The organism is Janibacter corallicola NBRC 107790 (genome assembly GCF_001570965.1).
GTDB lineage: Bacteria > Actinomycetota > Actinomycetes > Actinomycetales > Dermatophilaceae > Janibacter > Janibacter corallicola.
In genome coordinates, this window is sequence record NZ_BCSR01000049.1 from 1 (window position 1) to 19,650 (window position 19,650).

General features: G+C 71.6%; 17 protein-coding genes and 1 riboswitch. Of the genes, 12 read left to right on the top strand and 5 right to left on the bottom strand.

The features are described 5' to 3' along the window. From JCO01S_RS13370 to JCO01S_RS13380, 3 genes are all read right to left on the bottom strand, one after another. Positions 1-909, bottom strand: a 909-nt coding sequence (locus tag JCO01S_RS13370) for an ABC transporter ATP-binding protein (RefSeq protein WP_157074632.1), incomplete at its 3' end; no start/stop codon positions are given. After that, positions 906-2,057 carry an energy-coupling factor transporter transmembrane component T gene (locus JCO01S_RS13375; protein ID WP_068256689.1) on the bottom strand — a complete coding sequence of 384 codons (1,152 nt, stop codon included), beginning with the start codon at positions 2,055-2,057 and terminating at the stop codon, positions 906-908. The genes JCO01S_RS13375 and JCO01S_RS13370, both read right to left, overlap by 4 nt. Before the next feature lie 8 nt (positions 2,058-2,065). Beyond that, the gene (locus tag JCO01S_RS13380; protein ID WP_068256694.1) at positions 2,066-2,689 is read right to left on the bottom strand and encodes a hypothetical protein; all 624 of its coding nucleotides are present in this window, start codon (positions 2,687-2,689) and stop codon (positions 2,066-2,068) included. A 110-nt stretch (positions 2,690-2,799) separates the two neighbouring features. Continuing rightward, positions 2,800-2,864: riboswitch (cobalamin riboswitch) on the bottom strand. Between the two features lie 303 nt (positions 2,865-3,167). Between JCO01S_RS13380 and ileS the strand changes: the two genes are divergently transcribed. Genes ileS through JCO01S_RS13395 form a run of 3 tightly spaced genes read left to right on the top strand, consistent with a single transcriptional unit; the run spans position 3,168 to position 7,533 of the window. Beyond that, positions 3,168-6,473, top strand: coding sequence for an isoleucine--tRNA ligase (ileS, locus tag JCO01S_RS13385; protein ID WP_068256697.1), 3,306 nt, complete (start codon positions 3,168-3,170; stop codon positions 6,471-6,473). After that, complete coding sequence (locus JCO01S_RS13390) at positions 6,470-6,832, top strand: CidA/LrgA family protein (protein ID WP_068256700.1); 363 nt, start codon at positions 6,470-6,472, stop codon at positions 6,830-6,832. Before ileS ends, JCO01S_RS13390 begins: the two co-directional genes overlap by 4 nt. Next, complete coding sequence (locus JCO01S_RS13395; RefSeq protein ID WP_068256703.1) at positions 6,829-7,533, top strand: LrgB family protein; 705 nt, start codon at positions 6,829-6,831, stop codon at positions 7,531-7,533. The genes JCO01S_RS13390 and JCO01S_RS13395 overlap by 4 nt, the downstream gene beginning before the upstream one ends. Positions 7,534-7,547: 14 nt before the next feature. Here JCO01S_RS13395 and JCO01S_RS13400 read toward each other — a convergent pair whose 3' ends face one another. Together JCO01S_RS13400 and JCO01S_RS13405 are read right to left on the bottom strand one after the other, a co-directional pair. Then, on the bottom strand, positions 7,548-8,753 hold the full coding sequence (locus tag JCO01S_RS13400; RefSeq protein WP_068256706.1) for a MarP family serine protease: 1,206 nt from the start codon (positions 8,751-8,753) through the stop codon (positions 7,548-7,550). 33 nt (positions 8,754-8,786) lie between these two features. Beyond that, positions 8,787-9,338: a helix-turn-helix domain-containing protein gene (locus JCO01S_RS13405; protein ID WP_068256709.1), complete on the bottom strand. Its 552-nt coding sequence runs from the start codon at positions 9,336-9,338 to the stop codon at positions 8,787-8,789. A 75-nt stretch (positions 9,339-9,413) separates the two neighbouring features. Here JCO01S_RS13405 and JCO01S_RS13410 point away from each other — a divergent pair, with 75 nt between their 5' ends. From JCO01S_RS13410 to JCO01S_RS13450, 9 genes are all read left to right on the top strand, one after another. Next, on the top strand, positions 9,414-11,015 hold the full coding sequence (locus JCO01S_RS13410; protein ID WP_068256712.1) for a bifunctional NAD(P)/FAD-dependent oxidoreductase/class I SAM-dependent methyltransferase: 1,602 nt from the start codon (positions 9,414-9,416) through the stop codon (positions 11,013-11,015). A 20-nt stretch (positions 11,016-11,035) separates the two neighbouring features. Beyond that, complete coding sequence (locus JCO01S_RS13415) at positions 11,036-12,478, top strand: bifunctional folylpolyglutamate synthase/dihydrofolate synthase (protein WP_068256714.1); 1,443 nt, start codon at positions 11,036-11,038, stop codon at positions 12,476-12,478. A 59-nt stretch (positions 12,479-12,537) separates the two neighbouring features. Beyond that, complete coding sequence (locus tag JCO01S_RS13420; RefSeq protein WP_084342923.1) at positions 12,538-12,954, top strand: DUF4233 domain-containing protein; 417 nt, start codon at positions 12,538-12,540, stop codon at positions 12,952-12,954. Next, positions 12,954-13,787, top strand: coding sequence for an undecaprenyl-diphosphate phosphatase (locus tag JCO01S_RS13425; protein WP_068256720.1), 834 nt, complete (start codon positions 12,954-12,956; stop codon positions 13,785-13,787). Before JCO01S_RS13420 ends, JCO01S_RS13425 begins: the two co-directional genes overlap by 1 nt. A gap of 13 nt (positions 13,788-13,800) precedes the next feature. After that, complete coding sequence (ndk, locus tag JCO01S_RS13430; RefSeq protein WP_068256723.1) at positions 13,801-14,235, top strand: nucleoside-diphosphate kinase; 435 nt, start codon at positions 13,801-13,803, stop codon at positions 14,233-14,235. Positions 14,236-14,289: 54 nt separating this feature from the next. Next, on the top strand, positions 14,290-15,687 hold the full coding sequence (gene lpdA / locus JCO01S_RS13435; protein ID WP_068256726.1) for a dihydrolipoyl dehydrogenase: 1,398 nt from the start codon (positions 14,290-14,292) through the stop codon (positions 15,685-15,687). A gap of 114 nt (positions 15,688-15,801) precedes the next feature. After that, positions 15,802-16,659 (top strand): alpha/beta fold hydrolase, encoded by an 858-nt coding sequence (locus JCO01S_RS13440; protein WP_068256729.1) that lies wholly within the window; start codon positions 15,802-15,804, stop codon positions 16,657-16,659. Between the two features lie 181 nt (positions 16,660-16,840). Further along, positions 16,841-17,110 (top strand): 30S ribosomal protein S15, encoded by a 270-nt coding sequence (gene rpsO / locus JCO01S_RS13445; protein WP_068256732.1) that lies wholly within the window; start codon positions 16,841-16,843, stop codon positions 17,108-17,110. 146 nt (positions 17,111-17,256) lie between these two features. Beyond that, positions 17,257-19,605 carry a polyribonucleotide nucleotidyltransferase gene (locus tag JCO01S_RS13450; protein WP_068256735.1) on the top strand — a complete coding sequence of 783 codons (2,349 nt, stop codon included), beginning with the start codon at positions 17,257-17,259 and terminating at the stop codon, positions 19,603-19,605. The last annotated feature ends 45 nt before the right edge of the window (positions 19,606-19,650 follow it).

The window sequence follows — 19,650 nt, forward strand, 5'->3', positions numbered from 1 at the left end:
GAGCCGGCCGTGGGCGACACCGACCCCCTGCGCCTCGAGGCCGGCGGGCCGGGCCGGGGCCGGCGGTGCGGGAGCCAGGTCGGCGAGCTGCCGGCGAAGGGGGCGCGCCGCCCGCCGGGCGTCACGCACCGACAGCGGCAGCGGGTCCCAGCCGGCGAGCCGGCCGAGCCGGACCACCGGGGGTGCGACGCTGGCGGTGGCCATGGCCCGGGCGGGGTCCGCGTGCTCCACCCGGCCGTCCTCGACGCGGATGATCGAGTCCGCGTGGTGGATGACGCGCTCGATGCGGTGCTCGGCGACGACGACGGTGGTCGAGAGGTCGTGGACCAGCCGGGAGATCGCGGCGAGCACGTCGGCCGCGGCGGTCGGGTCCAGGGCGGAGGTCGGTTCGTCGAGGACGATGACGCGGGGGTCCTGGGTGAGCACGGCACCGATGGCGACCCGTTGCTGCTGCCCGCCGGAGAGGTCACGCAGCGGTGCATCCCGCAGCTCGGCGATGTCCATGACGTCGAGGACCTCCTCGACCCGCCGGCGCATCGTGTCCGGTGGGAGGCCGAGCTGCTCCATGCCGTAGGCCAGCTCGACCTCGACGGTCTCGGTGACGAAGCCGGCCAGCGGGTCCTGCCCGACGACGCCGACGACGTCGGCGAGGTCGCGCGGTTGGTGGGTCGACGTGTCGCGACCGGCGACGAGGACCCGCCCCTCGAGCCGGCCGCCGGTGAAGTGGGGCACGAGTCCGTTGATCGCCCGCAGCAGGGTGGACTTGCCGGATCCGGTGCGTCCCACGACGAGCGCGAGCTCGCCCTCCTCGATCGCCAGGTCGACGTGGGAGAGCGCGGGGGAGTCTGCGCCCCCGTAGGTGATGGTCACGTCCTCGAAGCGGACGGCCGGCTCGGGCAGCAGGGTCATGGGTGACTCCCTTCGGTCCGGGGGTGTCGACGCGCGGCGGGCTCCACCGTCGGTCGGCCGCGGACCCGCTCGCGCGGCGCCGGTGGCTCGGGCGTGAGCAGGCCCGGCAGCGCCGCGAGGAGGAGTCCGGTCGTCAGGAGCAGGGGCAGGCCGGGCGGCCCGACCGGGGACAGCGGCATGCTCATGGCGCTCGGCTCCCACTGCGTGCTGGCCACGGCACCGGCAGCGACGAGCACTCCGGCGAGGGCGGTGACGGTCTCGGGGAGGCGCCACGGGGTGGGGCGGTAGGTCGTGCGGCTGACCGCGCGCGAGCCCGAGGCCAGACCGAGCCCGGCGAGCAGCACCCCGAGGAGCAGGGCGGGCACCCCGACCCAGGCGGCTCCGTGGCCGGCGAGGAGGCGGTAGCTGCCGACGGCGAGCCCGAGCAACCCGCCGAGGGTCAGGGCGCCGGTGAGGCGGTGGCGCGCGGTCGAGACCTCGCCCCGGCGGCCGTACCCACGGGCGTCCATCGACGCGGCCAGGGTCAGGGAACGCTCCAAGGTGTCCTCGAGCACCGGCATCGCCACACGCCGGAAGGCGCGCAGCCCGCGGGCGGAGTCGCCACGCAGCAGCCGGGCCCGGTGCACGCGGCGCACCGAGGTCGCCAGCTGGGGGGCGACGCTGATCGCCACGATGATCGCCGTCCCGATCTCCTGCAGCGCCCCGGGCAGGGCCGCGAGCAGCCGCTTGGGGTCGCCCAGGGCGTTGGCGGCGCCGATGCACAGGATCATCATCGCGAGGCGCATGCCCTCGAAGGTCGTCGCGAGCAGCCCCTCGACCCGCACGTCACCGAGCAGGTCGATGCCCGCGGCCCACGATGGCAGGCCGATCTCCGGCAGCGGCAGGACGACGATCTCGCCCCACTTGTCGCCGACGAGGACGTGCAGCACGATGCGCAGCGCGATGATGAATCCGCCGAGCACGGCGTAGAGCACGAAGGCCCTCCCCCAGGGGGAGCTGCTCCGCCGGGAGAGGACGACGAAGGTCACCGAGGCCGCCGCGATGAGCAGCACGAGCGGGTTCGTCGTCTGCGAGCAGGCGACCGCCAGACCGATCGCCCACAGCCACCACGCCCCCGGGTGGAGGGTGCGCGGGGCGGCCACGGGCACGGCCGGCCTCAGCTGCGGCGGCGACGGGCGACGAGGAAGCCGGCGCCCGCGAGGATCGCGAGGACGACGACGCCGCCGACCGTGGTCACCAGGGCGGTGGAGCCGCTGTCGTCCTCCTCGTCCGAGGAGTCCGAGGCGCTGGTCTCCTCGTCGGAGGAGGCGGACTCCGCCGCGGAGGCGGCCTCGGCGCTGGCCTTCGTCGGCTTCGTCGTGGGCTCGTCACCGCTGCCGAAGCTGAAGGCGATCGTGCTGCCGGGCTCGGGGTCGAAGGCGAAGACCCCCTTGTCCGCGAAGGCCCAGGAGTTGCCGTCGGCGGTGAAGAAGCCCCAGAAGGCGTCGGCCTCGGGCGCCTTGGCGCACGAGGTGTCCGGGACACCGTCGATCGCGCACAGCAGCTTCGGGTCGGACTGGACCTTCTCGATCTCGAAGCCGGCCGCCTGCAGCGCCTTGCCGGCGGTCTTCGGGTCGCCCTCGGCGCAGCCGGCGCTGCTGGAGCCGTCGTGCTCGACGAGGACGGCCACGCCGTCGCAGCTCCCGGACTCGGCCGGTGCGGCGTGGGCGGGGGCGGCGAGGGCGAGACCCCCGGTGGCGAGCAGGGTGGTCAGGCCCAGGCGGGCGATGGCGGTGCGCACGGTCGGTACGACCTCTCTGTCGAGGGGACCCGGTGCCTACCCGGACGCTGGTGCGCGTCGGGCTCGACCCGTTGTCCGCGACGGGTTGTGGTGAGCCTCGCGTCGCCCTCGGTCCTCCGGCTCGCCTCGATCGGCTCACGGTTGCGGGACAGCGCCGGAGTCTCGCCGGCTTCCCCTCGGACGCGCGTCTGCCTCACGGCAGTGCTGGGACCATGCTAGCGCGGCGTTACACTGGCGCCCACAGGCGTTCGAGCCGTCATCAGCGGCGAGCCTCCGGAAGAACGGGACCGGCCCCCTTCGGGGCCTCCCCACTAGACCCGGACGTCGGGCCACGTCACGGCCGGTGACCAAGAGCGGCCACGACCCCCTTCGCGAAGGGGGCGGGGCAAGCGGGGTGGTACCGCGGCGCCCGCCACCGAGGTGGTGACGTCGTCCTCGTGACCGATGTCCGAGCAGACCAGTACCCGGAGCCGCCGCGATGACCTATCCCAAGGTCTCCACCACCGACGCGACCACCGTCGCCACGTCCCCGTCCTTCCCCGAGATCGAGCGCCAGGTGCTGCGCTACTGGGAGTCCGACGGCACCTTCCAGGCCTCGATCGACCAGCGTGACCCCGGCGAGGACGGCGACAACGAGTTCGTCTTCTACGACGGTCCGCCCTTCGCCAACGGACTGCCGCACTACGGGCACCTGCTCACCGGCTACGTCAAGGACGTCGTCCCGCGCTACCAGACGATGCGCGGCAAGCGCGTGGAGCGCCGCTTCGGGTGGGACACCCACGGGTTGCCCGCCGAGCTGGAGGCGATGAGCCAGCTGGGTCTGAAGACGACCGACGAGATCCGCGAGCTCGGCATCGAGAAGTTCAACGACGCCTGCCGCGCGTCGGTGCTGAAGTACACGGGTGAGTGGCGGGACTACGTCACCCGGCAGGCGCGCTGGGTCGACTTCGAGAACGACTACAAGACCCTCAACCCGGGCTTCATGGAGTCCGTCCTCTGGGCCTTCACGTCGATGTACGACCAGGGGCTGGTCTACGAGGGCTTCCGGGTGCTGCCCTACTGCTGGAACGACGAGACGCCGCTGTCGAACCACGAGCTGCGGATGGACGACGAGGTCTACCAGTCCCGGCAGGACCCCTCGGTCACGGTCGGCCTGCGGCTCGACGTCACCGGTGAGGACCCGGTGCTCGACGGGGCCCACCTGCTCGTGTGGACGACGACCCCGTGGACCCTCCCGAGCCACCTGGCGGTCATGGTCGGCACCGGGATCGACTACGTCGTGGTCGAGGCACCCGTGCCCGGGGGCGAAGGGGGCGACGCCCGCTACGTGCTTGCCGAGGCCCGGCTGGCCGCCTACGCCCGGGAGCTCGGCAAGGAGCCCACCGTGCTCGGTCGGTACACCGGCGAGCAGCTGCTCGGGCGCACCTACACCCCGCCGATGAGCTACTACGCCGGGCACGAGAACGCCTTCCGCGTCGTCGCCGCCGACGACGCCGTCACGACGACCGACGGCACCGGCCTGGTCCACTCCGCCGGCGCCTTCGGTGAGGTCGACAAGGAGGTCACCGACCGCGAGGGCATCGAGGCGGTGATGCCGGTCGGCAAGGACGGGCGCTTCACGGCCCCGGTCACCCACTACGAGGGACTGCTCGTCTTCGAGGCCAACGGTCCGATCATGGACGCGCTCAAGGCGAGCACCCAGGGCTCTCCGAGCGACGCCGTCAGTCCCGGCACGATCCTGCTGCGCCGGGAGACCTACGAGCACTCCTACCCGCACTGCTGGCGCTGCCGGCAGCCGCTGATCTACAAGGGCGTCGAGTCCTGGTTCGTCGAGGTCACGGCGATCAAGGAGCGGATGCTCGCGAACAACGAGCAGATCACCTGGGTGCCCGAGCACGTCAAGCACGGCCAGTTCGGCAAGTGGCTGGAGAACGCCCGCGACTGGTCGATCACCCGGAACCGCTTCTGGGGCAGCCCGGTCCCGGTGTGGAAGTCCGATGACCCGGCCCACCCGCGCATCGACGTCTACGGTTCCTTCGAGGAGCTCGAGCGCGACTTCGGTCGGCTGCCGCGCAATGCCGACGGTGAGCCGGACCTGCACCGGCCGTGGGTCGACGACCTCACCCGGCCCAACCCGGACGACCCGACGGGCAGGAGCACGATGCGCCGCGTCGAGGACGTCCTCGACGTGTGGTTCGACTCCGGCTCGATGAGCTATGCCCAGGTGCACTACCCCTTCGAGAACGCCGACTGGTTCGAGCACCACTTCCCGGGCGACTTCATCGTCGAGTACATCGGGCAGACGCGCGGCTGGTTCTACACGCTGCACATCCTGGCCACCGCGCTCTTCGACCGGCCGGCCTTCTCCTCGTGCGTCAGCCACGGCATCGTCCTCGGCAACGACGGGCAGAAGATGTCCAAGTCGCTGCGCAACTACCCGGACGTCTCCGAGGTCTTCGACCGGGACGGCGCCGACGCGATGCGCTGGTTCCTCATGTCCAGCCCGATCCTGCGTGGCGGCAACCTCGTCGTCACCGAGCAGGGCATCCGCGAGGGCGTGCGCCAGGTGCTCATCCCGCTGTGGAACAGCTGGTCCTTCTTCGCGCTGTACGCCAATGCGCTCGGCGACGGCTACGAGGCGACGTGGTCCACGGACTCCTCCGACCCGCTCGACCGGTACCTGCTGGCCAAGCTGCGCGACTTCGTGCAGGAGACCACCGAGCGGATGGACGCCTACGACATCGCCGGTGCCTGCGACAGCACCCGCGGCTTCACCGACGTGCTGACCAACTGGTACATCCGCCGCAGCAGGGAGCGCTTCTGGGCGACCGGTGAGGACCGGCAGGACGCGGAGCGGGCCTGCGACACCCTCTACACGGCGCTGGAGGTCCTCACCCGGGTGGCTGCCCCCCTTCTCCCGCTGACGACCGAGGAGGTCTGGCGCGGTCTGACGGGTGGGCGGTCCGTCCACCTCGCCGACTGGCCGGTGCCCGAGGACCTGCCCGCCGACCCCGACCTCGTCATGGGCATGGACGTCGCCCGGGAGATCTGCTCCGGGGCCAGCGCCCTGCGCAAGGCGAACAAGCTGCGGGGCCGGCTGCCGCTGCGCGACCTCACGGTCGTCGTGCCGGACGCCGCAAAGCTCGCCGACTTCGGCGCGATCATCGCCGACGAGGTCAACGTGCGGCAGGTGAGCCTGCTGGACATCAGCGACCCCGCCGCGCAGGAGTTCGGCGTGAGCCAGCAGCTCGTCGTCAACGCCCGCGCCGCCGGCCCCCGCCTCGGCAAGGACGTCCAGACCGCGATCAAGGGCAGCAAGACCGGCGACTGGGGCGTCGGCGAGGACGGTGCCGTCACCTCCGGGGGCATCGCGCTGCTCGAGGGCGAGTACACCCTGGAGACCGTGGCCCACGATGACGAAGGGAGCCGCCGCGCCACCGCGACGCTGCCCTCCCACGTCGGGGGCTTCATCGTCCTGGACACCGAGGTGACCGACGAGCTGGCCGCCGAGGGGCTGGCCCGCGACGTCGTGCGCGCCGTCCAGCAGGCACGGCGCGAGGCGGGCCTGGAGGTCTCGGACCGCATCAGCCTGACGGTGACGAGCACCCCGACGGCGTGGGAGGCCGTCGTCGCCCACCAGGCCCTCATCATGGAGGAGACCCTCGCGGTGCAGTTCGGCTCCGCCGGTGACGTGGAGTCCCTGCCCCTCGGCGAGGGCGTCACCGAGGTCGAGCTCTCCGGCGGGGAGCGGGCGCGGATCCGGATCGACACGCCCACCCGATGATCACGGGCGCCCTGTGGATCGTGGGCTGCCAGCTCGTCGGCGAGGTGCTGGCCCGCTCCCTCGGGCTCCCCGTGCCCGGACCGGTCGTGGGCATGGTGCTCCTCTTCGGGGTGCTCGGCCTGCGCCGGCCCGGTGAGGGCTCGGGGACCCTGCGGGTCGCCGACGGGCTGCTGCGCCACCTGCAGCTCTTGTTCGTGCCCGCGGCCGTCGGGGTCATGGCCCACATCGCCTCGCTGCGCTCCGACTGGCTCCCGGCCACCGGTGGCCTCGCCCTCTCCTGGGCGGCGGGGCTGGTCACGGTCGCGGCCCTCGCGACCTGGCTGGCGCGCCGCCGCTCCGGCGAGGAGGCACCGGCATGAACGAGACGCTGGAGTACCTGCGCGGCTCGCCCCTCACATGGGTCTTCCTCACCCTGGCCGCCTACCGGGCGGGGGTCTGGCTGCGGGACCGCACCGGCGCGCACCCGGTGGCCCAGCCGGTCCTCATCGCCACGGCCCTGGTCATCGCGGTGCTGCTCGCGCTCGGCGTGGACTACGAGACCTACATGGTCGGCGGTTCCTTCATCCACCTCGTGCTCGGGCCGGCCACGGTGGCGCTCGCGGTCCCGCTGCACCGGCAGGCGCACCACCTGAAGCAGATGCTCCTCCCGGTGCTCGTCGCGCTGCCGGTCGGCGCCGTGGTCGCCATCGGGTCGGCGGTGCTGCTCGTGCGCGGCCTCGGGGGAGACGCGGTGCTCGAGCGCACCCTCGCGCCGAAGTCGGCGACGACTCCCGTCGCGATCGCGGTGACCGAGCAGGCCGGGGGAGTACCTGCACTCGTGGCGGTCTTCACGATCGTCGCCGGCATCCTCGGCGCGGTCCTCGGCCCCTGGCTGCTGGACCGGCTCGGGGTGCGCGACCGCCGGGCCCGCGGCCTGGCGATGGGCGCGGTCTCGCACGGGATCGGCACCGCCCGCTCGCTGCACGAGGACCCGCTCGAGGGGGCCTTCGCCGGGCTCTCGATGGGCCTGACCGCGCTCGCGACGAGCCTGCTCGTCCCGGTGGTGCTGCTCGTCCTCTGACCCGCACCTGCAGCTCAGGGGGCGGAGACGCAGGAGCCGGTGGGGACGGACTCCGTCGCATCCGAGGCCTTCTCGATCACGGGCCGGGTCTCCTCGAGGGTCAGGGCGTAGCTCGTGGTCGCCTCGGCCGTCGAGTTGGCGAAGACGGTGCCGACGACCTGGCCGGTGGGGGAGAGCAGCGGGCCGCCGGAGTTGCCGGGGACGACCTTCGCGCTCGTGGCGTAGACCTGCCGCACGGCGCCGGGGTTGCCCTGGATGTCGTTGCCGCGCGCGACGAGTCGGGAGCGCACCGCCCCGGTCGAGAGGTGGTACGCCCCGCCGCGGGGGAAGCCGGCGGCGATGACCGGGTCCCCGTGCTCGAGTGATTCGCCCGTCGGCAGCGCGGGCGCGTCCAGCCCGGGGACCGCGAGCACCGCGACGTCACGCCCGGGGTCGAAGGCCACCGTCGTGGCCGGCAGCGGCTCGCCCTTGCCTCCCACGAGGACGCTCGGGTGCTCCAGGCCGGCGACGACGTGGGCATTCGTCACGACGCGTTCCGGGGCGGCCACCCAGCCGCTGCCCTCCTGCTCCCGGCTGCACGTGGCCGCAGTGCCCCGCACCTCGACGACCGAGCGGGCCGCGGCCGCCACGCCCCGGCCGTCGGCGACCCCCTCCGGAGGCGGGTCGACGGGACGGATCCGTTCCCGCTCCAGTCCGGAGAAGACGCGGGGGACGCCCCCTTCGCCCAGGATGGTCCCGGCACGGGCGACGACCCGGTCGGCCGTCCCCGGGACGATGCGGTTGATGCCCTGGAGCGCTCGCGATTCGGTGACGGCACTCGCCGCCGGGGGTGGCAGGGCCGGGAGCGCGGCGGCCGCGAGGAACCAGGCGATGAGCGCCGTCGCCACCACGCCGGCGACGGCCCCGAGGACGGAGTCGATGGCGCGAAGGGGGCCTTCCGGCACCAGCGAGCGCAGTCGCCACCCCAGCAGCCGCCCGAGCTGCTGACCGAGCGAGGCGAGCAGGACGGTACCGACGACGAGGAGCATCACCTGGAGGAACCGGCCACCGGGGCCCCACGCGGCGAGGCCGAGCGGCAGGAGCCACAGACCGAGGACGGCTCCGGCGAGCAGGCCGACGAGGGAGAGCCCGCTCGCGACGAGCCCGATCTTGTAGGCCGTCACCCCCTGTCCTGCGATCACGAGGAGCAGGACGAGGTCGATGATGGTGGCGCCGGACATGGCTCCACCCTGCACCAGCGCCGGGCGCGGAGGTCACGCGCCGTCGTGGCGATGGACGCGGTGGCCGTCGCTGTCGAAGATCATGATGACCTCCGCGGGCCCGTCGACCGCGACGAAGGCGTGTGGCGTCATGGTCGCGAACTCGGCCGCCTCGCCGGCCTCCACACGCACGATCCGCTCGCCGAGCGTGAGCTCGACGCGCCCCTCGAGGACGAAGAACCAGTCGTGCCCCGGGTGGACGCGGGGCTGCGGGCGGGGGCCGGGGTCGAGCCGGACCTTCATGGCCGTCGTCGTCCCCGTCGCCTTGGTGAGCATCCACGTGGTCCGTCCGTGCTCCTCGGTCGGTGTCGGACGGATGACGACGTCCTCGTCCACGTCCTCGGCGAGGAGGGTCTCGACGTCGGTCCGCAGCGCCCGGGCGAGCGGCAGCAGCACGTCGAGGCTGATCGCGCGCTTGCCGGTCTCGATCCGGCTGATCGTCGAAGGGCTGAGGTGGGAGCGCTCGGCCAGGTCGTCCAGGGAGAGGGACTGGGCGCGGCGCAGACCTCGCAGTCGGGTGCGGACGGTCTGCTCGATCTCGCTCATGTGGGGCCCCTCTCCGGTTTGCGTATCCTGCAAGGAGTTATGCAGTATACGTCAGAGAACCCTACGCTGAGGTCCATGAGCGCACACGATCACCCCAGCACCCAGCCCGTCATCGAGAGGCACGTCGACGTCGCCGTCGTCGGTGGCTCCGCCGCCGGCCTCGCCGCCACCCTCCAGCTCTCCCGGCAGCGACGCTCGGTGCTCGTCATCGACTCCGGCGAGCCCCGCAACGCCCCTGCCGACCACATGCACAGCTACCTCGGGCACGAGGGGCGTCCGCCGGCCGACTTCCTGCGGATCGCCCGCGAGGAGGTGCGCTCCTACGGTGCGGAGGTGCTCACCGGCCGGGCCACCGACGTCGCCCGTGAGGAGGGTGGCTTCCGCGTCGCGCTCACCGGTGGACACCTCGTCCACGCCCGCCGCGTCGTCGCTGCGACGGGGCTCACCGACGAGCTGCCGGACGTCCCGGGGCTCGCACGGCACTGGGGAGGCGGGGTCTTCCACTGTCCCTTCTGCCACGGGTACGAGATGCGCGACCAGCGCATCGTCGCCCTCGTCACCTCGCCCACGGGGTTGCACCCGCTGCCCCTCCTGTGCCAGCTCACCGCCGAGCTCACCGTCCTCGTGCACGAGGGCGTGGCCGCCGACGAGCCGCAGCTGCAGGTGCTGCGCGACGCCGGGGTGCGAGTCGTCGTGGAGCGTGCCGACGCGGTGGTCACCGATGATGCCGGCGCCCTGCGCGGGATCCGGCTCGAGGGCGGCGCAGTCGTCGATGCCGGGGCCGTGCTCGTCGGGAGCCGACTGCACGCCCGGGTCGCCCCCTTCGCCGGGGTGGGCCTCACGGCCAGCGAGCACCCGAGTGGCGTCGCGACCCACGTCGTTGCCGACCCCATGACCGGGGCCACCGAGATCCCGGGTGTCTACGTCGCCGGCACGCTCGCCGAGCCGATGCTCCAGGTCCTCCCGACTGCCGCCGCGGGCAGCCGGGTGGGCAGCATGATCGCCTTCGACCTGGCGCAGGAGGACCTCGAGTCCGCGGCCCGGCCGCTCGCCCATGCCGCGGACTGGGACGGGCGCTACTCCGGTGACCTGCAGTGGAGCGGCAACCCCAACGGCTCGCTCGTCGACGAGGTCGAGGGGCTGACGGCGGGCACCGCCCTCGACGTGGGTGCCGGCGAAGGGGGAGACGCCGTCTGGCTGGCCGGTCGGGGATGGCGCGTCACGGCCAGCGACATCTCCTCCAGGGCGCTCGAGCGGGTCGGGGCGGTCGCCCGGGAGCGTGGTCTCGACGTCGGTGTGCTGCAGGCGGACGTCAATGCTGCGGACCCCTTCGGTGGACAGCGGTACGACCTCGTCACGGCCGCCTACGCCTCCTTCCCACGGACCCCGGACGGGCGCGGCGTGGCAGCCGTCCTCGACGCCGTGGCTCCGGGTGGGCACCTCGTCGTCCTCAACCACGACACCCGGGACATGGACGCCGCGGCGGAGCAGGCCGATCCGGAGCAGACGCGTCCCTTCGACCACAACGCCTTCGTCGACACCGATGCGATCGTCGCCGCGCTCGCCGAGCGGACCGACTGGGTCATCGAGCGGCACGAGCGTCGGGAGCGCCCTGCCGGCGCGGCCTCCACGCACCACGTGCACGACATCGTCCTGCGGGCCAGGAGGGCGGACTGACGGGTGCGACAATCGGGCCCATGAGTCCCGCCCCCGACGCCGACCGTCGTCATGCCGCCGAACAGCTCGACCTGCGCAAGCGGGTGCGCGAGGTGGAGGAGGACATCCTCTCCCGTGCGCCGGAGCACGACCTGCAGCCGAGTCTGGACCGGATCGTCGCGGTGCTGGACCTGCTCGGTGAGCCGCAGCGGACCTTCCCGGCCATCCACATCACCGGCACGAACGGGAAGACCTCGACCGCCCGGATCATCGAGTCGGTGCTGCGCGAGTCCGGCCTGAAGGTCGGGCGCTTCACCTCGCCGCACCTGCAGGACATCCGGGAGCGGATCACCATCGGCGGTGAGCTGATCACCCGCGAGGCCTTCCTCGATGCCTGGGCCGACATCGCCCCGTACGTCGACGCGGTCGACACCCGTTCGGTCGCCGAGGGCGGCCCCCGGATGACCTACTTCGAGGTGCTCGTCGCGCTGGCCTACACCGCCTTCGCCGACGCGCCCGTCGACGTCGCGGTGGTCGAGGTCGGCATGGGCGGTTCCTGGGACGCGACGAACGTCATCGCCGCCGACGTCTCCGTCATCACCCCGATCGGGGTGGACCACCAGCACTTCCTCGGGAACGCCACGGTCGACATCGCGCGGGAGAAGGCCGGGATCATCCACGAGGACGCGATCGTCGTCAGCGCCCCACAGGAGCCGGACGTCGCCGACGTGCTGCTCGACCGGGCCCACGAGGTCGGCGCGCGGTTGCTCTTCGAGGGCAACGACTTCGGCGTGCTGGAGCGGGAGGTCGCCGTCGGCGGGCAGATGCTCTCGCTGCGGGGGGTGGCCGGGGACCACCCCGACCTGCTGCTGGACCTCCACGGACCCCACCAGGCGAGCAATGCAGCGCTCGCGGTCGCCGCGGTCGAGGCCTTCCTCGGCGGCGGGGAACAGCCGCTCGCCGAGGAGGTGCTCGCCTCGGGCCTGGCCCGGGCCACCTCGCCGGGCCGCCTGGAGATCGTCCGCCGCAGCCCCACCGTGCTCGTCGACGCCGCCCACAACCCGCACGGGGCGCTCGTGCTGGCGGAGGCCCTGAAGGACTCCTTCCACTTCGCCAAGATCGTCGGCGTCGTCTCGATCTTCAAGGACAAGGACGTCGTCGGGATCCTCGAGGCGCTCGAGCCGGCACTCGACGAGATCGTCGTCAGTCGCTCCACGTCCCCGCGGGCGATGACGCCGAAGCGGCTCGGCGAGATCGCCGCCGACGTCTTCGGCGAGCACCGCGTCGTGGTCGTCGAGGAGCTGCCCGACGCGCTGGACCGTGCGGCCGGGATGGCCGACGAAGGAGGAGTCTCCGGCGGGGTGGTCGCGACCGGTTCGATCGTCACCGTCGGTGAGGTGCGCATGCTCCTCGGCGTGACCGAGGTCGAGGCGCCGGTCGCCCCCGCGGTCCAGGAGCCCGTCGACCTGGGTGACTCCGACTGATGCCCCGGCGCGGCGAGGCCGTGCACGGAGCCGGAGGGTCTCGATCTACGCTGTCGACCATGCCTGCAGCGAATGACCCCGCCCCCCGGCGCGCGCGGACGCAGGGCACGTTCACCTGGCGGATGCTCGCCACCGTCCTCGGCGGCGAGTCCGTCGTCATCTTCTTCGGGGCGCTCGTGAACCGTGGGCTGCACCCCGACCAGGCCCCGGTCGTGGCGGGGGTGACCCCCTTCGTCCTCATGGTCGTGCTCGCGGTCGCCGCGATCGTCGTCGCCGGCCTGATGAAGCGCCCCGCCGGTCCCGGCCTCGGCCTGCTCATCCAGGTCCTCGTGATCCTCTCCGGGGTGTGGCTGCCGATGATGGTGCTCGTCGGCATCATCTTCGCCGTGATCTACCTGTACTGCCTGCGGGTCGGGGTCCGCATCGACCGGGAGCGGGCGGCCCGGGCCGCCGCGACCACCGACCCGGAGGACTGATGGACTACCTGACCGCACTGCTCCTCGGCCTCGTGCAGGGGCTGACCGAGTTCCTCCCGATCTCCTCCAGCGCCCACATCTCCATCGTCGGGCAGCTCGTCGGCCAGGAGGACCCGGGCGCGGCCTTCACCGCGATCACCCAGCTCGGTACCGAGGCCGCCGTCGTCCTCTACTTCTGGCGCGACATCACGACGATCATCCGCAAGTGGTCCCTCGCACTCGTCGGCAAGGTCGCCCGCGACGACCCGGACGTGCGGATGGGGTGGCTGGTCATCATCGGCTCCATCCCGATCGGCGTGCTCGGCATCGTCTTCAAGGACCAGATCGAGACGACGCTGCGCAGTCTGTGGCTGACCGCCACGATGCTGCTCGTCTTCGCCGTCGTCATCGAGGTCGCGGAGCGGCTCGGCCGGCAGCGGCGCGAGCTGAGCGAGCTGACGTGGAAGCACGGCATCGGCTTCGGGCTCTTCCAGGCGCTGGCGCTCGTCCCCGGCGTCTCCCGCAGCGGCGGCACCATCGCCGGTGGTCTCTTCATGGGGTACACCCGCGAGGCCGCCGCGCGGTACTCCTTCCTGCTGGCCATCCCGGCGGTGGTCGCCTCCGGCGGGCTGCAGGTCCTGGAGGTCGTCGGTGGGAGCGCGGAGGGCTCCGGCGGGACCGCCTGGGGGCCGATCTGGGCCGCGACGGCGGTCGCCTTCGTCGTCGGGTATGCCGTGATCGCGTGGTTCATGCGCTACATCACCACGCACACCTTCACCCCCTTCGTGGTCTACCGGATCCTGCTCGCGCTGGGTCTCTACGCGATGCTGGGTACGGGCGTCCTGTCGGCCTGACTACGCTGGGCGCGTGACCGACACCAACACTTCCGAACGTTCGCTCGTCCTCATCAAGCCCGACGGCTTTCGCCGTGGCCTCACCGGTGAGGTGATCCGCCGCATCGAGGCGAAGGGGTACACCCTCGCCGCGCTCGCCATCGTCACCCCGACCCGTGAGCAGCTCGCGGCCCACTACGCCGAGCACGAGGGCAAGCCCTTCTACGAGCCGCTGCTGGACTTCATGTCCTCGGGCCCGGTGACCGCCGCGGTCATCGAGGGCCAGGAGTGCATCCGCGGCTTCCGCTCCCTCGCCGGCGCCACGAAGCCCACCGACGCCGCGCCCGGCACCATCCGCGGCGACCTCGGCCGCAAGTGGGCGGGCACGGTGGACGAGAACATCGTCCACGGCTCGGACTCCCCCGAGTCGGCCGAGCGCGAGATCGGCATCTGGTTCCCCGAGCTGTGACCGCGGGGTGGCCGGGGTCACGCCCCGGCCACGACCACGGTTAGGCTGTCGCGCATGGCTGACTTCGACCTCGTAGTGCTCGGTGCTGGACCCGGTGGTTACGTCGCGGCGATCCGCGCGGCGCAACTCGGCAAGAAGGTCGCAGTGGTCGAGCGGAAGTACTGGGGAGGTGTCTGCCTCAACGTGGGCTGCATCCCCAGCAAGGCGCTCATCAAGAACGCCGAGCTCGCCCACACGCTGACCCACGACAAGAAGAAGTTCGGCATCGAGGGCGACGCCACGATGTCCTACGGGCCAGCGCACGCCCGCTCGCGCCAGGTCAGCGCGGGCATCGTCAAGGGCGTCCACTTCCTCATGAAGAAGAACAAGATCACCGAGATCGACGGCTGGGGCACCCTGACCTCCCCGACGTCGATGGACGTGGCCCTCGGTGACGGTGGCTCGCAGAGCATCACCTTCGACAAGCTCATCATCGCCACCGGTGCCGTCACCAAGATGCTGCCGGGCGTGGAGGTCAGCCAGAACGTCGTCACCTACGAGGAGCAGATCCTCGACGAGAACCTCCCCGGCTCGATCGTCATCGCCGGCTCCGGTGCCATCGGCGTCGAGTTCGCCTACGTCATGAAGAACTTCGGCGTGGACGTCACGATCGTGGAGTTCCTCGACCGGATGGTGCCCACCGAGGACCCTGCGATCTCCAAGGAGCTGGCCAAGCACTACAAGAAGCTCGGCGTCAAGGTCATGCTCTCCACCAAGGTCGACTCGGTGGAGGACACCGGCTCCGGCGTCAAGGTCACCGTCACCCCGGCGAAGGGGGGCGACTCCCAGGTGATCGAGGCGGACAAGCTGCTCTCCGCGATCGGCTTCGCCCCCCGCGTCGAGGGCTTCGGCCTGCAGGAGGTCGGGGTGGAACTGACCGAGCGCGGCGCCGTCGCCATCGACGAGTACTGCCGCACCAACCTCGAGAACGTCTACGCCATCGGTGACTGCACCGCCAAGCTCATGCTCGCCCACACGGCGGAGGCGCAGGGAGTCGTCGCGGCCGAGCACATGTCCGGCGCCGACACGATGCCGGTGGAGTACGACTTCATCCCCCGGGCGACCTACTGCCACCCGCAGATCGCCTCCTTCGGCTACAGCGAGGAGCAGGCCAAGGAGAAGGGCTACGACGTCAAGGCCGCATCCTTCCCCTTCACCGCGAACGGCAAGGCCATGGGCCTCGGCGACGCGACCGGCTTCGTCAAGATCGTCGCCGACTCCGAGCACAACGAGATCGTCGGTGCGCACATGATCGGTCCCGACGTGACCGAGCTGCTGCCCGCCCTCACCCTCGCGCAGAAGTGGGACCTGACCGCGGACGAGGTCGCCCGCAACGTCTTCGCCCACCCGACGCTCTCCGAGGCGGTCAAGGAGGCCGTCGAGGGCATCGCGGGCCACATGATCAACCTCTAGGGCTTCCCGCCCGCAGGTGGCGAAGGGGGTGCGTTCCGCTCAGCGGACCGCACCCCCTTCGCGCGTGCCGGGCTCTGCATGCTGGGCGGACCAGCGCAGCGAAGGAGAGGGCCTGTGAGCACCACGAGCGCGAACCCCGAGGTGGGTCTGCAGATCGCCACCGGTGACATCGTCACCAACTACCACGACATCGCCGGACCCGAGGCGGACCCGCGCGTCCCGGTACTGCTGCTGCACGGGTCGGGCCCCGGCGTGAGCGCGATGGCCAACTGGCGCCTGACGATCCGCGACCTGCGCTCGCGCCACCGGCTGCTGGCCCCCGACCTGGCCGGCTTCGGCTTCTCCGAGGTGCCCGAGGGCATCGAGTTCGGTCGTGAGGTCTGGCTGCGACAGGTCGTCGACTTCCTCGACGCGCTCGGTGTGGCGAAGGTGCACGTGATCGGCAACTCCTTCGGTGGCTCGATGGCACTCGCGCTGGCGATCTCGCACCCCGAGCGGGTCGAGCGGATGGTGCTCATGGGCGCCGTCGGGGTCCCCTTCGAGATCACCGAGGGCCTGGACGAGGTGTGGGGATTCACGCCCTCCGAGGAGGCCATGGGCCGGCTCATGCGCGAGACCTTCGCCCACGACGCGTCGCTCATCACCGACGAGCTGGTCCGGATGCGCCACGAGGCGAGCCTGCGGCCGGCCAGCCGGGCGGCCTACGAGTCGATGTTCCCCGCACCGCGGCAGCGCTGGGTCGATGCCATGGCCCACCCGGAGGAGGACATCCGCGCGATCCCGCACCCGACGCTGCTCGTCCACGGGCGCGATGACCGGGTCATCCCGCCGCAGACCACCCTGACGATGCTGGAGTGGATCGAGGACTCCCGGGCCCACCTCTTCGGTCGGTGCGGCCACTGGACGCAGATCGAGCACGCCGAGGCCTTTGCCGAGCTGGTGCGGGACTTCTTCGGGGGCCGGGGGGACTGATTGGTCGCGAAGGGAGTCGCTCTTGCGTCGGGGCGGGTACGCCCCGGCGATTAGGGGTGACGGTGGCAGCGCTGGTAACCTGCTCTGGTTGCCGTTCGATCGGCCGCGGATCCGCAGAGCCCCGGAGGACCAGCCCGGGCGCGCCGCGCAACGAAACCCAGAGAAGGAGCAGTGTCCCAGCATGCCGCTGACCGCTGACGTCAAGAAGCAGATCATGGCCGAGTACGGCACGAGCGAGGGCGACACCGGCTCCCCGGAGGTGCAGGTCGCCCTCCTCACGCAGCGCATCACCGACCTGACCGAGCACTCGCGTGACCACAAGCACGACCACCACAGCCGTCGTGGCCTGCTGCTGCTCGTCGGTCGCCGCCGTCGTCTCCTCAGCTACCTGCGGAAGAACGACGTGGAGCGCTACCGTTCGCTGATCAAGCGACTCGGTCTGCGCCGATAAGGACTTCGCGATGAGCGGTTCCCACCGACGGGGGCCGCTCGTTCGCGTATCCGGGTCCCACGGTCCCGGACACAACTGAACACTGAAGATCGCACCCCGGGGCACAACGACGATGCCCCCGGACGTAGAGAGAAAAGGAGGACCCGATGGAGGGTCCTGAGATCCATTCCGCCGAAGCCACCATCGACAACGGCCGTTTCGGCACCCGTACCGTCCGGTTCGAGACCGGGCGCCTGGCCAAGCAGGCCGGCGGATCCGTCGCCGCCTACCTCGACGACGAGACCATGCTGCTGTCGACCACCACGGCCGGCAAGCACCCCAAGGAGCACTTCGACTTCTTCCCCCTGACGGTGGACGTCGAGGAGCGGATGTACGCCGCAGGGCGCATCCCCGGCAGCTTCTTCCGGCGCGAGGGCCGCCCGGGCACCGACGCCATCCTCACCTGCCGCCTCATCGACCGCCCGCTGCGCCCGACCTTCAAGAAGGGCCTGCGCAACGAGGTCCAGGTCGTCATCAGCGTCCTGGCGTCCCACCCGGACCACCAGTACGACGTCGTGGCCATCAACGCCGCGTCGGCGTCCACGCAGATCTCCGGCCTGCCCTTCTCCGGGCCGATCGGCGCCGTGCGCGTCTCCCTCATCGACGGCCAGTGGGTCGCCTTCCCGAACTTCTCCGACAGCGAGCGCTCCACTTTCGACATGGTGGTCGCCGGTCGGGTCGTCGACGGCAGCGACGTCGCGATCATGATGGTCGAGGCCGAGTCCACCGAGGCCACCTGGGACCTCGTCCACAACCAGGGCAGGACCGCCCCGACCGAGGAGGTCGTGGCCGAGGGGCTCGAGGCGAGCAGGACCTTCATCAAGGTCCTGTGCGAGGCCCAAGCCGAGCTGGCCGCGAAGTCGGCCAAGCCGGTCGAGGAGTTCCCGATCTTCCTCGACTACGAGGACGACGCCCTCGAGGCGGTCGAGAAGGCAACCTCCGCCGACCTGGCCAGCGCCCTGCAGATCGCCGGCAAGGGTGAGCGCGAGGACCGGCTCGACGAAATCAAGGAGGCCATGAAGGTCTCCCTTGCGGGCACCGAGGAGGAGCCCAAGGACTTCTTCGGTCGCGAGAAGGAGCTCTCCGCCGCCTACCGCGCGGTCCAGAAGACGCAGGTGCGCCAGCGCATCCTGCGCGACAAGGTCCGCATCGACGGCCGTGGCCTCGCGGACATCCGTGCCCTGGGTGCGGAGGTCGAGGTGCTGCCGCGCGTGCACGGCTCGGCGCTCTTCGAGCGCGGCGAGACCCAGATCCTGGGTGTCACCACGCTGAACATGCTCAAGCTGGAGCAGACGATCGACTCGCTGAGCCCGGTCACCAAGAAGCGCTACATGCACAACTACAACTTCCCGCCGTACTCCACCGGTGAGACCGGTCGGGTCGGCAGCCCCAAGCGCCGCGAGATCGGCCACGGGGCGCTCGCCGAGCGGGCGCTGCTGCCGGTGCTGCCCACGCGCGAGGAGTTCCCGTACGCGATCCGTCAGGTCTCCGAGGCCCTCGGGTCCAACGGCTCGACCTCGATGGGGTCGGTCTGCGCCTCGACGATGTCGCTCCTGAACGCCGGTGTGCCGTTGCGCGCCCCGGTCGCCGGCATTGCCATGGGCCTGGTCTCGGACACCGTGGAGGGGGAGACCCGCTACGCGGCCCTGACCGACATCCTCGGTGCGGAGGACGCCTTCGGCGACATGGACTTCAAGGTCGCCGGTACGCGTCAGTTCGTGACCGCGATCCAGCTGGACACCAAGCTCGACGGCATCCCTGCCTCGGTGCTCGGTGGCGCGCTGACCCAGGCGCGGGACGCGCGGATGCACATCCTCGACGTGATGAACCAGGCCATCGACGCCCCGGACGAGATGGCCCCGACCGCGCCGCGGATCATCACCGTCCAGGTGCCCGTGGACAAGATCGGCGAGGTCATCGGCCCGAAGGGCAAGATGATCAACCAGATCCAGGAGGACACCGGCGCCGACATCAGCATCGAGGACGACGGCACCGTCTTCATCGGTGCTGCCGACGGCCCGGCGGCCGACGCCGCCCGGGACGCGATCAACGCGATCGCCAACCCGCAGATGCCCGAGGTCGGGGAGCGCTTCCTCGGCACCGTGGTCAAGACGACCACCTTCGGTGCCTTCATCTCGCTGCTGCCCGGCAAGGACGGCCTGCTGCACATCTCCGAGGTGCGCAAGCTCGTCGGCGGCAAGCGCATCGACGCCGTCGACGACGTCGTCGGCGTGGGCCAGAAGATCCAGGTCGAGCTCAAGGAGATCGACCCGCGCGGCAAGCTGAGCCTCGCTGCGGTGCTCACCCCCGAGCAGGAGGCCGACCTCGAGTCCGGCTCCTCGAAGGGTGACGAGGGTCGTGGCGAGCGTCGCGAGGGCGGGCGTCGCCGGCGCCGCCGTGGCGGCGAGGAGGACAAGGACTCCTCCGAGACCCCGGAGCCCGTCGAGGCCGACTGAGGTTCCCGACAGCAGATCGGCGGGGCCCCGACCACGGCAAGTGGT